This window comes from Kitasatospora sp. NPDC088861, assembly GCF_044750105.1.
In the GTDB taxonomy this organism is placed as follows: Bacteria; Actinomycetota; Actinomycetes; order Streptomycetales; family Streptomycetaceae; genus Kitasatospora.
In genome coordinates, this window is the sequence record NZ_JBIVJF010000019.1 from 121,791 (window position 1) to 135,223 (window position 13,433).

A 13,433-nucleotide genomic window follows, 5' to 3' on the forward strand; every position below is an offset into this window, starting at 1 on the left:
GACCCGCAGCCGCAGCCGCCGTGCCCGACTCCGCCGCCTCGGACGCCTCCGCTTCCGACCCCGACCCCGACCCCGCTTCCGCTTCTGCGGCTTCCGAGCCCGGACCGGCCGACCCGCCGTCCGGGCCGTCCGCGTCGCTCGGGCCGTCCGTCGAGGGGGAGGCCGGGACCTGGCCGGCCCCGGTGCGCCGGCCCACCGGCCGGGACGTGGCCAGGCTCGCCGGGGTCTCCCAGGCCACCGTCTCGCTGGTCTTCTCCGGTGCCGAGGCCGGCCGCCGGGTCTCCGACGCCACCCGGGAGCGGGTCCGGGAGGCCGCCCGCAGCCTCGGCTACCGCCCGCAGGCGGCCGGCCGGCAGCTGCGGCTCGGCCGTAGCGGGATGATCCTCCTGGCGGTGCCGAACATCCTCGGCCCGTTCTTCGGCCGGGTGCTGGAGGGCGTCCACGAGGAGGCCGGCCAGCACGGCCTGGCGGTCGTGGTCAGCTCCGGCTGGGGGAGCGCCACCCTCGCGGAGGCCGCCACCACCAGCCGCTTCGACGGCCTGCTGATCTGCTCCCCGGACGACAGCCAGCTCGGCGAGCTGCCCGCCGACACCCCCGTCGTCTTCCTCGACGCCGACCCGGGCACCGACCGGGCCCGGCCGACCGTCGAACTCGACGTGGCGGGCGGGATGCGCGCCGCCGTCGAGCACCTGGCCGGGCTCGGCCACCGCCGGATCGGGCGGCTGCGCTCCACCCACTCCGCGTACACGTTCCGGGTGCGGCAGGCCGCGTTCGAGCAGGTCGCCGCCGAACTCGACCTGGAGGTCGTGGAGTTGGGCGTGAGCCTGAACGAGGGCCAGCCGGCCGCGCGGAGCGTGGCGCACCGCCTGCTGGAGCGCCCGGACCGTCCGCGCGCGGTGATCTGCGACGACGACGTGGTCGCCTCCGGGGTGTACCAGGCCGCCGCCGAGCTGGGGCTGAGGGTGCCGGCCGACCTGTCGGTGGTCGGCATGGACAACGTCGCGGTGGCCGCGCTGCTGGCCCCGCCGCTGACCACCGTCGACCTGCCCGGCGAGGAGCTGGGCCGGGTCGGCGCGGCGGCGCTGGCGGGCCTGCTGCGCGGCGAGCGGGCGGCGCCCGTCCCGCCGCTGGCCACCTCGCTGGTGCTGCGCTCCTCCACCGCGCCGGCGGTCGGCGCGCCGGGGCGGGGCGCGAAGCCGTAGGCAGGAGCAGGGGAGAACGAAAGACCGCGCCCGCCGGCCAGACCCCGGTGGGCGCGGTCGTCTGTGGGGGGCCTCAGCCCACCGGCACCGGCCGCACCGACGGCGCCGACGGCACCGGGTGGAACCAGCGGCGGGCGCCGAACAGCAGCAGGGCGCCGAGCGCGATCCCGCCCGCCGCGCACAGCGCCACCGGCCGCAGCGAGTCCTCGGCCAGGTTGCCGGACACCGCGTAGCCGAGCGAGTTGCCCGTCGCGAACAGCGTCACCAGCCAGGCGAACGCCTCGGTCACCGTCCCGGTCGGCGCCAGCTCGGCGACCAGCACGAACGCCGCCGCCAGCAGCGGCGCCAGCCCGATCCCGGAGAGGAAGGCCAGCGCGGCCATCGGGTACGGCCCGGGCAGCAGCACCAGCGGCAGGTAGGACGCGGCCATCGCGAGCGCCATGACCCAGGTGCGGGTGGCCGTGCTGCTGCGCCACTTCACCGCGCCGTAGGCGAGCGCGCCGAGCAGGCCGCCGAGCGCCGCCAGCGCCAGCAGGGTGCCCGCGCCGCCGGGCAGGGCGTCGGCGTGGTGCTCGGCGTAGGCGATGAACAGCACGTTCTGCGCGCCGACGGCCCAGCCGGCCCCGGCCAGTCCGACCAGCAGCAGCACCAGGCCGGGGGAGCGCAGCGGGCCGAGCAGTCCGGCGGAGTGCGCGCGGGCCGGGGCACGCCAGGCCCGGGCCGGGGCGGTGGTGGCCACGATCAGCGCGCCGGCCAGCCCCAGTCCGGCGGCCATCCAGAGCGCGGCGACCGGGCTGAACAGGCCGGCGATCCCGGCGACGGCCAGCGGGCCGGCCACGTAGAGGATCTGCTGGGAGGCGGAGTCGAAGGCGTAGGCGGTGTCGAGCTGCTCCTCCTCCACCACGTCCGGCCAGAGCGAGCGCAGGCAGGGTTCGAGCGGGGGCATGGCGAGCCCGGCGATCGCGGCGCCGAGCGGAGCGGCGATCTCGGAGCCGGGGGCGAGGGCGAGCAGCGCGTACCCGCCGCCGGCGAGCACGGCGGAGGCGAGCAGGACGCGGGGCTGCCCGGTGCGGTCCACGATCCGCCCGAGCACCGGCCCGCCGACGGCGGCGGAGATCGCGTAGGCGGCGGTGGCCAGTCCGATCCGCCCGTACGGCGCGCCGGCCTCGCGCAGGGCGAGGGCGATCACCAGGGCGGTCATGCCGGCGGGCAGGCGGCCGAGCAGGGTGCCGAGGAGCAGGCGGCTGACATGGGGGGCGCGGAGCAGGGCGAGGTAGCCCATCGGGCGTCTTCTCCGGTCTGGGCAGGCGGGGGCGGGGACGCCGTCAAAGTTATACGTATAACCGCTCAGCGGTCAATCGGGCCGGTGGGGATGATCTGATGGTGCGTCAGCTTCGTTCGTGTCCGGATCTCACCCCAACCTCAAACAACTACTTTGAACATCTCAAACCTTTACTGCTAATGTGTCGCCCATGACCACCTCAGACGCATCGCGGAAGCACGGCCGGGGCTCGCTGCCCGGTGCCGCCCGCCCGTGCGCTCTGACCGGTGCTGTGGACAGCCCGCGCCGTTGTCGCGCCATGAGCTGTATCCCGGCGGCACGCCCCTGACCGGGGGCCGGGACCTCCCCGCCCGGCCCGCGCGCCGTGCCGCCTCCTCCGCCACACCCCACCGTCAGCAACGCCCTCCCCCGGAGCCGCACCGTCATGTCCACAGCGCCCGAGGCGACCTCGTCGCCGTCCGTGCTCGCGAGAATCCGCAAGACCCCGTTCTGGGTCCAGATCGTCGGCGGCCTGCTGCTCGGCGTCGGCCTGGGCTACCTGGCCCGCGCCGCCGACATCTCCTGGCTGGCCACCACCCTGGAGACCATCGGCAAGATCTTCGTCCAGCTGCTCAAGCTGGCCGTCCCGCCGCTGGTGTTCACCGCGATCGTGGTGAGCGTCGCCAACCTGCGCAACGTCACCAACGCGGCCCGCCTGGCCACCCGCACGTTGCTCTGGTTCATGATCACCTCGCTGATCGCGGTGGCCGTCGGCCTGGGCCTGGGCCTGCTGACCAACCCCGGCCAGGGCACCAACCTCAAGACCGACGGCCTCAAGGCGCTCGACTCCAAGGGCACCTGGATCGACTTCCTGACCGGGATCTTCCCGACCAACATCGTCGACGCCTTCGCCAAGGTGAACGTGCTGCAGATCGTCTTCATGGCGGTCGTGGTCGGCGCGGCGATCATCAAGCTCGGCAGCAAGGCCGAGCCGGTCCTCAAGCTCAGCGAGTCCGTCCTGGAGCTGACCCAGACCGCCCTGTGGTGGGTCATCCGGCTCTCCCCGCTCGGCACCCTCGGCCTGATCGGCAAGTCCGTCGCCAAGTACGGCTGGGACCTGCTCAAGCCCTTCGCCACGCTGACCCTCGACATCTACGTCGGCTGCGCGCTGGTGCTCTTCGTCGTCTACTCGCTGCTGCTGAAGTTCGCCGCCGGCCTGAACCCGGTCAACTTCTTCAAGGGCGCCTGGCCCGCCATCCAGCTGGCCTTCGTCTCGCGCTCCTCGGTCGGCACCCTGCCGGTCACCCGCCGCGTCACCGAGCGCCTCGGCGTCCCCAGCGAGTACGCGTCCTTCTCCGTGCCGTTCGGCGCCACCACCAAGATGGACGGCTGCGCCTCGATCTACCCGGCGATCGCCGCGATCTTCGTCGCCCAGGTCTACAACATCGACCTCGGCATCCGGGACTACCTGCTGATCGCCTTCGTCTCGGTCGTCGGCTCGGCCGCCACCGCGGGCCTCACCGGTGCGATCATCATGCTGACGCTCACCCTCTCCACCCTGGGCCTGCCCCTGGAGGGCGTCGGCCTGCTGCTCGCCATCGACCCGATCCTCGACATGATGCGCACCGCGACCAACGTCGCGGGCCAGGTGCTGGTGCCGGTCCTGGTGGCCTCGCGGGAGAAGATCCTCGACGTCGCCGCCTACAACCGTCCCTCCGGCGACCTGTACGAGGACGCGCCGTCGGCCGTCGTCCCGGCGCAGACGGACAAGGCGGCCCCGGTGGCTGCCTGATCCCGGCCGGCTCGGCGACAAGGGCCCGCCTGTGCACCGTTCCCCGGTGCGGAGGCGGGCCCTTGTGCGTGCCGCGGGGGCGCGGGTGCGTGCGCTGCTTCCCGGGGCGGTGGCCGGGAGGAGAGGCCGGGGAAAGGCCAGGGGAATAGGCAGGGGGAAAAGGCAGGGGGCCCGCCGGTCGGGCGGGCCCCCTTGGGTGTTGCTCTTGTGCTCATGGTGACGGCTGTCGGGAGCCGCCGACGGACCCGCTGGGGTCCCGAGCGATCAGAACATCAGAAGATGGTCAGATGGGGGTGACGTTCTCCGCCTGCGGGCCCTTCGGGCCCTGGGTGACGTCAAAGTTCACCGCCTGGTTCTCCTCCAGCGAGCGGAAGCCGCTCGCGTTGATGGCGGAGTAGTGGACGAAGACGTCGGGGCCGCCGCCCTCCTGGGCGATGAAGCCGAAGCCCTTCTCAGCGTTGAACCACTTGACGGTTCCCGTGGCCATGCCGTTCTCCTTGCGAGGGACGTGTCGGGGCCACACCGTGTGGCACCCGGTCCGCTGCGCTGATCGCCCTGCCTCCGGACGAGTCCGAAGTTTTTCGATATTGCTGAAAAACTACAAAAAGCCCGCGGTTACATGCTCCGCAGGCTTCAAGTACTGCAAGGGGAATCAAACTGCAACTGAGGGCAACGCTAGCATGCGGTCGCTGTGACGACCAGGGGTGAACTGCGGCCCCCACGGCGCGTGTCGTAGGGCCCCGCAGGGGCGTCCAGCAGGCCTCGCGAGCGCGTGTCGGGTGCCCGGTGCAAGCCTCTGTGAACAGCAGGCATACGCTGCGGGAAAGCGCACGAACAGTACAAGGGAGCGGCGCAGTGGCAGCACCGGACGGACAATCGCGGGAGCCCCAGGAACACACCCCGGTCAGGCCTCGCGTCGGCCACATCCAGTTCCTGAACTGCGTCCCCCTCTACTGGGGCCTCGCCAGGACCGGCAACCTGCTGGACCTCGACCTCACCAAGGACACCCCGGAGAAGCTGAGCGACCAGCTCGTCGACGGCTCGCTGGACATCGGTCCGATCACCTGCGTGGAGTACCTGCGCAACGCCGACGACCTCCTGGTCCTGCCCGACATCGCGGTCGGCAGCGACGGCCCGGTGATGTCCTGCCTCATCGTCAGCAAGGTGCCGCTCGCCGACCTGGACGGCCGCCGCGTCGCCCTCGGCTCCACCAGCCGCACCTCCGTCCGGCTCGCCCGGCTGCTGCTGGAGGAACGCGAGGGCGTCCGCCCCGACTACTTCAGCTGCCCGCCCGACCTCAGCTCGATGCTCGCCGAGGCCGACGCCGCCGTCCTGATCGGCGACCCGGCGCTGCGCGCCTACCTCGGCCAGGCCGCCGACCTCGGACTGACCGTCCACGACCTCGGCGAGATGTGGAAGGAGTGGACCGGCCTGCCGTTCGTCTTCGCCGTCTGGGCCGTGCGCCGCGAGTTCGCCGAGCGCCGTCCGGAACTGACCGCGGCCGTGCACCGGGCCTTCCTGGAGTCCCGCGACCTCTCACTGGTCGAGGCCGCCAAGGTCGCCGAACAGGCCGCCCGCTGGGAGGCCTTCGGCGCGGACGTGCTGGAGCGGTACTTCAGCGAGGCCCTCGACTTCTCGCTCGGCGAGCGGCAGCTGGCCGGCGTCGCCGAGTTCGCCCGCCGGGTCGCGCACGACAGCGGCTTCGCGTCGGACGTCGCGGTGCGGCTGCTGGAGCCGGCGGCGCTGCCGGTCGGCTGAGCACGGTGGTCGGTTGGGCACGGTGGTCGACGGGCAGCGGGCTGACGCGGACGCTCGAAAGGCCTGGCGTAGGCTGGTTCGGCCGTACCCGGACGCCCGCCGTCCGGGGGGCGGCAGCGCCGAGAACTGCAGTATCCGAGAGAGAGAAGGCGGCCAGGTGACCGAGCTCGCAGCGACCACCCTCGATGCGCCCAGCACCGATTTGCAGGCCGTGCTCGACCGGGCCGCCGGCGGTGGCCGGATCACCCCGGAGGAGGCGCTGGAGCTGTACCGCTCGGCGCCGCTGCACGCGCTCGGCTCCGCCGCCGACGCGGTGCGCCGCCGCCGCTACGCCGGTACCGAGCACATCGCGACGTACATCATCGAGCGCAACATCAACTACACCAACGTCTGCGTGACGGCGTGCAAGTTCTGCGCGTTCTACGTGCCGCCGAAGAGCGACAAGGGCTGGTCCCGCGAGCTCGACGAGATCCTGCGCCGCTGCGCCGAGACCGTCGAACTGGGCGGCACCCAGATCATGTTCCAGGGCGGCCACCACCCGGACTACGGCGTGGAGTACTACGAGCGCGCGTTCTCGGCCATCAAGGCCGACTTCCCGCAGCTGGTGATCCACTCCCTGGGCGCCTCCGAGGTCGACCACATGGCCCGGATCTCGGGCGTCTCGATCGAGGAGGCCATCACCCGGATCCACCGGGCCGGCCTGGACTCCTTCGCCGGCGCCGGCGCCGAGCTGCTGCCCGCGCGGCCGCGCAAGGCGATCGCCCCGCTCAAGGAGTCCGGCGAGCGCTGGCTGGAGATCATGGAGGCCGCGCACGGCCTCGGCGTGGAGTCCACCTCCACCATGCTGATGGGCACCGGCGAGACCAACGCCGAGCGGATCGAGCACCTGCGGATGATCCGCGACGTGCAGGACCGCACCGGCGGCTTCCGGGCCTTCATCCCCTACACCTACCAGCCGCAGAACAACCACCTGAAGGGCTCGACGCAGGCCACCGTCTTCGAGTACCTGCGGATGATCGCGATCGCCCGCCTGTTCCTCGACAACGTCGCCCACATCCAGGGCTCCTGGCTCACCACCGGCAAGGAGGCCGGCCAGCTGTCGCTGCACTACGGTGCGGACGACCTCGGCTCGGTCATGCTGGAGGAGAACGTCGTCTCGGCGGCCGGTGCCAAGCACCGCTCCAACCTCACCGAGCTGATCCACCTCATCCGGGCCGCCGACCGCGTCCCGGCGCAGCGCGCGACCACGTACGAGCACCTGCGGGTGCTGGACGACCCGGCCAACGACCCGGTGGACCCGCGGGTCGCCTCGCACATCGCCTCCACGGCGATCGAGGGCGGCACCGCGCACCCCGAGCTGAAGATCCTGGACAACTGAGGCCCGGGGCACCGCCGTGCTGACCCTGCACCGGGCGGCCCTGGTGCTGCCCGACCCGGCCGACCCCACCGCCCCGTCCCTCCCGGACGGGGCGGTGCTGGTGCGCGGTGACCGCGTCGAGGCCGTCGGACCGTACCGGGAACTGGCCGCCGCGCACCCGGGGGCGCGACTGCGGGACTGGGGCGCCGCGGTGCTCACGCCGGGGCTGCGCAACCCGTACGGGCACCGGCTGCTGGAACACGCCTACCACCCGGACCCGCGCGAGGAGATCGGCGTCGAGCCGGTCGCGGACGGGCTGACGGGCTCCGTCGACGAGGGGCGCTGCGGCGCGAGCGCCCGGCGCGGGCTGCAACGGATGCTCGGGTTCGGGGTGACGGCGGTGGCCGGGCCGTTCGAGCGGGCCGCGGTGCGCACGGCCGTGGCGCGCTCCGGGCTGGTCGCGCTGCCGGGCGCCCCGGACGCGACGGCCCCGGCGGACGGCCCGCTGGACCCGCTGTCGGTGCTGCCGCTCGCGGCGGCCGTGCACGGCCGGGTGGCGGCGGGCGGCCGGGCCGACTTCGCGGTGTTCCCGGCCGTTGGGGAGGGCTTCGCCCAGCCATCGCCGGGCGGTTGCCTGGCCGCCGTGCTGGGCGGGCGGTTGGTGTACCGGCGGCGCTGAACGGGGCCGGGAACCGGACGACGTACTCGCCGGTAGTCGGACTTCCTTGCGGCGTACGGCACTTCCTTCGTGTGCCGCCGAACTCCACTGTCCACCCTGTGGGGTGATTCCCCCTTCGCCGTGACCTGAGGGCCCGCCAGCGGATACGATCCCGGACAGCTCACTCCGTACCCTCACCACCTACCGCCCGTGCCCGCGGGTGGCGGGGCCGTGTCCCAGGCCCCGAAGGCAAGCCAGGACAGGAACCATGCGATCCGCGACCGTCCCCCCGCCGCGATCCCCGCGGTTGGGCCGTGGTTGGTACCTCGCCGCCGTGCTCAGCGCCGTGCTGGCCGTCGGCATGTGCCTGCTCGGCTGGCGCCAGGCCGACCAGGCCGACCGGATCGGCGCCCACCCCGTGAGAGTCGAAGGCGTCGTCACCCAGCTCCCCACCGGCGGCGGCTCCTACAGTGCCGTCAGCTACCGGGCGTCCGGCCAGTCGCACACCGCGGCCGCGCTGCCGCTCGCCGACGGCGCCAGGATCGGCGACCCGATCTGCCTGGAGCACGCCGCCGACGACCCGGGCGCGGTGCGGATCTGCGGCGACACCTACCCGCAGCCGGTCGGCGTCGGCCTGGCCCGGTTCAGCGTGCCGGTCGCGGTCGGGATGTTCGTGATCTGCGTGCTGCGCATCCGGCGGCACCGGCGGGCGCTCGCGGTCCGCGCCGGGCAGGGCCGGCTGGCCACCACCGTCGCACTGGCGACCGGGGCGCTGGCCGACGGGATGCCCGCGATAACCCACGGCAAGCGCTCCCGGCGCCGGCGGCGCGCGAGCGGGCGGCGCGCGCAGCACTGACGGGGCGCGCGGCACCGGTGGGGCCGGGCGGGGGGGGGGGGGGGGGGGGGGGGGGGGGGGGGGGGGGGGGGGGGGGGGGCCGGGGGGGGGGGGGGGCGCCCCCCCGCGGGGCCCCGCGGGCGCCCCCCCCCCCCCGGGGCGCCCCCCCCCCCGGGCGCGCCCCCCCCCCCCCCCCCGGCACGGCGGGGGCGTGCGGCGGGGCCCGTGCGGCGGGTGCGGACGCCCCGCGGCGTGCCCCGTTGGTCGGGGTGTCGGCGCCAGGGTGAACAATGGGGGCGTGACCCGAGCCTCTCTGGACAAGCAGCCGCACGAAGTCGCCGCCATGTTCGACGACGTCGCGGCCAAGTACGACCGCACCAACGACGTGCTGTCCCTCGGCCAGGCCCGCGCCTGGCGCCGGGCGGTGGCCGAGGCGGTGGACGCCGGACCGGGGGACCTCGTGCTCGACCTCGGAGCCGGCACCGGCACCTCCTCGCTGCCCTTCGCCGAGGCCGGCGCGCAGGTCGTCCCGTGCGACTTCTCCGTCGGCATGCTCGTCGAGGGCAAGCGCCGCCACCCCGAGCTGCCGCTCACCGCCGGCGACGCCACCCGGCTGCCGTTCGCGGACGGCACCTTCGACTCGGTGACGATCTCCTTCGCGCTGCGCAACGTCCAGGACACCGACGCGGCGCTGCGCGAGATGCAGCGCGTCACCAAGCCCGGCGGCAAGCTGGTGATCTGCGAGTTCTCCACCCCGACCTGGACGCCGTTCCGGACGGTCTACACCGAGTACCTGATGCGCGCCCTGCCGCCGGTCGCCACCGCGGTCAGCAGCAACCCGGACGCGTACGTGTACCTCGCCGAGTCCATCCGCTCCTGGCCCGACCAGCCCGAGCTGGCGGCCCGGCTGCAGGAGAGCGGCTGGTCCAAGGTCGCCTGGCGCAACCTCACCGGCGGCATCGTCGCGCTGCACCGGGCGTACAAGCTCGGGTAGCCGTTGCACCGGCGGTGTGGGGGCGTGGTCGTTTCCGGCGGCGGGGACGGAACTAGACTGCCGGAGACAGAAGCCGCCGTCCCCACAGCCGCAGCTCCAGGAGAGTGTCCACCGTGTCCGAGACCGCAGCCGATCTGACGAAGCCGGACAGCCCGGTCGAGAGCACGGCCGACGTCATCGTGGTCGGCGCGGGTCCGGCCGGGTCCACCACCGCGTACTACCTCGCCCAGGCCGGGCTGGACGTGCTGCTGCTGGAGAAGACCGCGTTCCCGCGCGAGAAGGTCTGCGGCGACGGCCTCACCCCCCGCGCCACCAAGCAACTGGTGGACATGGGCATCGACGTCTCCACCGAGAACGGCTGGCTGCACAACAAGGGCCTGCGCATCATCGGCGGCGGCGTCCGGCTGGAGCTGGACTGGCCCGAGCTGTCCGCCTTCCCGGACTACGGCCTGGTCCGCAAGCGCGCCGACTTCGACGAGCTGCTGGTCCGTCAGGCCGAGAAGGCCGGCGCCCGGCTCTACGAGCGCTGCAACGTCAGCGGGCCCGTCCTGGACGAGCGCACCGGCCGGATCGTCGGCGTCACCGCCAAGCTCGGCGACGAGAAGCGGCCGGTCACCTTCCGCGCCCCGCTGGTGGTCGCCGCCGACGGCAACTCCACCCGGCTCTCGCTCGCCATGGGCCTGCACCGCCGCGAGGACCGCCCGATGGGCGTCGCCTACCGGACGTACTTCACCTCGCCGCGCCACGACGACGACTACCTGGAGTCCTGGCTGGAGCTGTGGGACACCCGCGGCGGCCAGCGCAAGCAGCTGCCCGGGTACGGCTGGGTCTTCGGCATGGGCGACGGCACCTCCAACGTCGGCCTCGGCATCCTCAACTCCTCGCCCGCGTTCGGCGAACTCGACTGGCGCGAGGTGCTCAAGGCCTGGTGCGCCGGCATGCCGGAGGAGTGGGGCTACACCCCCGAGAACATGACCGACCCGATCCGCGGCGCCGCGCTGCCGATGGCCTTCAACCGGCAGCCGCACTACACCCGCGGCCTGCTGCTCGTCGGCGACGCGGGCGGCATGGTCAACCCGTTCAACGGCGAGGGCATCGCCTACGCGATGGAATCCGGCCAGATCGCCGCCGGCGTCATCGTCCAGGCCCACGCCCGGGTCACCGAGACCGGGCGCGAGCGCGCTCTGCAGGGCTACCCGCGCGTCCTCAAGGACGTCTACGGCGGCTACTACACGATGGGCCGCGCCTTCGTGAAGCTCATCGGCAACCCCAAGGTGATGCAGCTCGCCACCCAGCGCGGCCTCACCCACCCGATGCTGATGCGCTTCACCCTCAAGATGCTCGCCAACCTCACCGACCCGCAGGGCGGCGACGCGATGGACCGCATCATCAACGGCCTCGCGAAGGTCGCGCCCAACGCGTAGCGGGCCCGGGGCCTTCTCCCGGCCCCCTCGGTCCCCCCGGTCCCTTCCAGGACCTCAGGGCGTCTCCTCCGCCGTCTTCCGCTCCCCGTCCGCCGGGCGGCGGGAGGCGGCGGAGCGCTGTTCGACGTAGGCGAGGCGGTCGGCGAAGACCCGGGCCGCGTCGGGGGTGAGCGTCCGGAGGGCGACGAGGGCGGTGAAGACGACGTCGCAGAGCTCGTGCTGGACGTCCTCCCAGCTGTGGGTGACGCCCTTGCGCGGGTTCTGGCCGGTGGCGCCGATCACCGCGGCGCCGACCTCGCCGACCTCCTCGGAGAGCTTGAGGATCCGCAGCAGGCGCTCCTCCCGGGGCGACTGCGTGCCCTGCTCGTCGAGCCACGCGACGAGGTGGTCCACGCTCTCCCAGATCCGGCTGTCCATGCGCGCTGCTCCCGTGCGGTGTCGTTGGTGCTGCCACCGTACGGGAGGCGCTGCGGACGCACGGGAACGGCGTGGGGGGTGAGGGGCGGGCTCCCGGTCAGCGGGTGCTGATCTTCACGTGGCGGATGTTCACGGGGAGGGTGGGGAAGCCGTCGCCGGGGTTGTTCTGGTCGTCCTCGCCGCCCGCGGCGATCTTCTGCAGGACGTCCAGGCCCGCCGTGATCCGGCCGAACGGGGTGTAGGCGGGGGAGAGCTTGGTGTCCTTCCAGACGAAGAAGAACTGGCTGCCGTTGGTGTTCGGACCGGCGTTGGCCATCGCCACGGTGCCGGCCGGGTAGGTGGCGCCGGTGAGGTTCTCGTCCGGGAAGGAGTAGCCGGGCCCGCCGCTGCCCGTTCCGGTCGGGTCGCCGCACTGCAGGACGTAGAGCCGCTGGGTGGTGAGGCGGTGGCAGTGGCTGCGGTCGAAGTAGTCGTGCTCGGCGAGGAAGTGGAACGAGAAGGTGGTGCAGGGCGCCTTGTCGGTCAGCGCCTGGAAGGTGATCGCGCCCTGGCTGGTGCGCAGGGTGGCGCGGTAGGGCTGGGCGGCCTTCTTGGCGTCGAAGACGGGGATGCCCTTGAAGTTGTCGGCCGGCACCGCGGGCGTGTAGGCGCAGGCGGGCGCGGGCGGCGGGGTGTCCGCGACGGCGGTGCCGGTGCTCGCCGTGAGCGGGAGGACGGTGGCGACGGCGAGCAGGGCCCAGGGTGCGCGCTTCACGTGACGGGCCTTCCGGAGGGTGGTGGACGGCGGGGTTGGCATGGCGCCATCATCCACGCCGGGGCGGCGATCCGGTAGAGGTCGGTAGGGGCCGTTGGGTTTCAGGCCCCGTCGGGCGGGTGGAGGGTCAGGAGGGCTCCGGGGGAACGGGGTTGGCCCGGGGTGCGGAGGTGAACAGCCCGGCGCGGGCGGCCAGCGCGGCGGCGTCGGCGGCCCGCTCGGCGGTGTGGGCGTCCAGCGGCTCGCCAGTGACGAACAGCCGGTAGTAGAGCGGAGCGGTGGCGGCCCGGACCACCTCGGCGCCGTCCGTTCCGGTGGGCAACTCGCCCCGGGCGACGGCTCGTTCGGCGACCTCGGCGGCCTGGCGGTGGCGGGAGGCGAAGAAGGCGCGCAGGGCGGTCGCGCCGGTGTCGGAGCGCTGAGCGGCGAAGATCAGCGCGGTGGGGGTGGCCCCCAGGTCGGGATCGGTGAAGACGGTGAACACCTCCCGGGTGATCAGCCGCAGGTCCTCGCGGAGGTCGCCGGTGTCGGGCAGCGGCCAGGGCCGGTCGGCCGAGGCGGTCAGGGCGTCCGCGACCAGGCCGTCCACTCCGCCCCACCGCCGGTACAGCGTCGCCTTGTGGACGCCGGAGCGGCTCGCGACCGCCTCGACGGTGAGGCCGTCGTACCCCTTCTCGGCGACCTCGGCGAGCGTGGCGGCGACCACCCCCTCCCGGACCCGGGCGCTGCGGCCGCCGGGGCGCGGGGTCGGGGTGCGGGGCTCGGGGTGGGTCGTTTCGAGGTGGGTCGTCGCGGGCTGCGCGGTGGTGGCGGGGGCGGTCGTCGCGGGGTGTGCGGTGGTGGCGGGGTGGGTCGTCGCGGGGTGGGTCGGCTCCGGGGCGTTCTCGTTCAAAGTCGACTCCAGTCGCGTTAAGGCTTGCTGTGGTGTGGCGGCCGTGCCATGCTCATCGTAATGCGACCTTGGTCGCGTTACGAGAGGAG

Annotated in this window: 13 protein-coding genes; 8 read left to right on the forward strand and 5 right to left on the reverse strand. The window is 73.6% G+C overall.

Annotation, left to right across the window (positions count from 1 at the left end; genetic code table 11):
• Positions 1-20 precede the first annotated feature (20 nt).
• Entirely contained in the window at positions 21-1,202 is a 1,182-nt protein-coding gene (locus ACIP37_RS27155; RefSeq protein ID WP_400844621.1) for a LacI family DNA-binding transcriptional regulator, read from the forward strand.
• Between the two features lie 73 nt (positions 1,203-1,275).
• On the opposite strand, the gene ACIP37_RS27160 is transcribed toward ACIP37_RS27155, so the two are convergent.
• Positions 1,276-2,484 (reverse strand): MFS transporter, encoded by a 1,209-nt coding sequence (locus tag ACIP37_RS27160; protein WP_400808771.1) that lies wholly within the window; start codon positions 2,482-2,484, stop codon positions 1,276-1,278.
• A gap of 424 nt (positions 2,485-2,908) precedes the next feature.
• On the opposite strand from ACIP37_RS27160, the gene ACIP37_RS27165 reads away from it, so the two are divergent.
• The gene (locus ACIP37_RS27165) at positions 2,909-4,255 is read left to right on the forward strand and encodes a dicarboxylate/amino acid:cation symporter (protein ID WP_363585025.1); all 1,347 of its coding nucleotides are present in this window, start codon (positions 2,909-2,911) and stop codon (positions 4,253-4,255) included.
• Between the two features lie 283 nt (positions 4,256-4,538).
• Here ACIP37_RS27165 and ACIP37_RS27170 read toward each other — a convergent pair whose 3' ends face one another.
• On the reverse strand, positions 4,539-4,742 hold the full coding sequence (locus ACIP37_RS27170; protein WP_052580872.1) for a cold-shock protein: 204 nt from the start codon (positions 4,740-4,742) through the stop codon (positions 4,539-4,541).
• 368 nt (positions 4,743-5,110) lie between these two features.
• On the opposite strand from ACIP37_RS27170, the gene ACIP37_RS27175 reads away from it, so the two are divergent.
• The 6 genes from ACIP37_RS27175 (at position 5,111) to ACIP37_RS27200 (ending at position 11,281) form a co-directional block, all read left to right on the forward strand.
• Positions 5,111-6,013, forward strand: a complete 903-nt coding sequence (locus tag ACIP37_RS27175) for a menaquinone biosynthetic enzyme MqnA/MqnD family protein (protein WP_063348157.1) — start codon at positions 5,111-5,113, stop codon at positions 6,011-6,013.
• A 157-nt stretch (positions 6,014-6,170) separates the two neighbouring features.
• Positions 6,171-7,391 carry a cyclic dehypoxanthinyl futalosine synthase gene (gene mqnC / locus ACIP37_RS27180; protein ID WP_363585027.1) on the forward strand — a complete coding sequence of 407 codons (1,221 nt, stop codon included), beginning with the start codon at positions 6,171-6,173 and terminating at the stop codon, positions 7,389-7,391.
• 16 nt (positions 7,392-7,407) lie between these two features.
• Complete coding sequence (locus tag ACIP37_RS27185) at positions 7,408-8,049, forward strand: imidazolonepropionase-like domain-containing protein (protein WP_363585029.1); 642 nt, start codon at positions 7,408-7,410, stop codon at positions 8,047-8,049.
• Between the two features lie 313 nt (positions 8,050-8,362).
• Positions 8,363-8,884: a hypothetical protein gene (locus ACIP37_RS27190; protein ID WP_400844624.1), complete on the forward strand. Its 522-nt coding sequence runs from the start codon at positions 8,363-8,365 to the stop codon at positions 8,882-8,884.
• Between the two features lie 277 nt (positions 8,885-9,161).
• Complete coding sequence (locus ACIP37_RS27195; RefSeq protein WP_363585033.1) at positions 9,162-9,857, forward strand: demethylmenaquinone methyltransferase; 696 nt, start codon at positions 9,162-9,164, stop codon at positions 9,855-9,857.
• A 134-nt stretch (positions 9,858-9,991) separates the two neighbouring features.
• Complete coding sequence (locus ACIP37_RS27200; RefSeq protein ID WP_350877772.1) at positions 9,992-11,281, forward strand: geranylgeranyl reductase family protein; 1,290 nt, start codon at positions 9,992-9,994, stop codon at positions 11,279-11,281.
• Positions 11,282-11,335: 54 nt separating this feature from the next.
• Here ACIP37_RS27200 and ACIP37_RS27205 read toward each other — a convergent pair whose 3' ends face one another.
• The 3 genes from ACIP37_RS27205 to ACIP37_RS27215 form a co-directional block, all read right to left on the reverse strand.
• Positions 11,336-11,698 (reverse strand): MazG-like family protein, encoded by a 363-nt coding sequence (locus tag ACIP37_RS27205; protein WP_363585035.1) that lies wholly within the window; start codon positions 11,696-11,698, stop codon positions 11,336-11,338.
• A 97-nt stretch (positions 11,699-11,795) separates the two neighbouring features.
• Entirely contained in the window at positions 11,796-12,494 is a 699-nt protein-coding gene (locus tag ACIP37_RS27210) for a peptidylprolyl isomerase (RefSeq protein ID WP_400844627.1), read from the reverse strand.
• 85 nt (positions 12,495-12,579) lie between these two features.
• Positions 12,580-13,344, reverse strand: coding sequence for a TetR/AcrR family transcriptional regulator (locus tag ACIP37_RS27215; RefSeq protein ID WP_400808761.1), 765 nt, complete (start codon positions 13,342-13,344; stop codon positions 12,580-12,582).
• Positions 13,345-13,433: the final 89 nt, after the last annotated feature.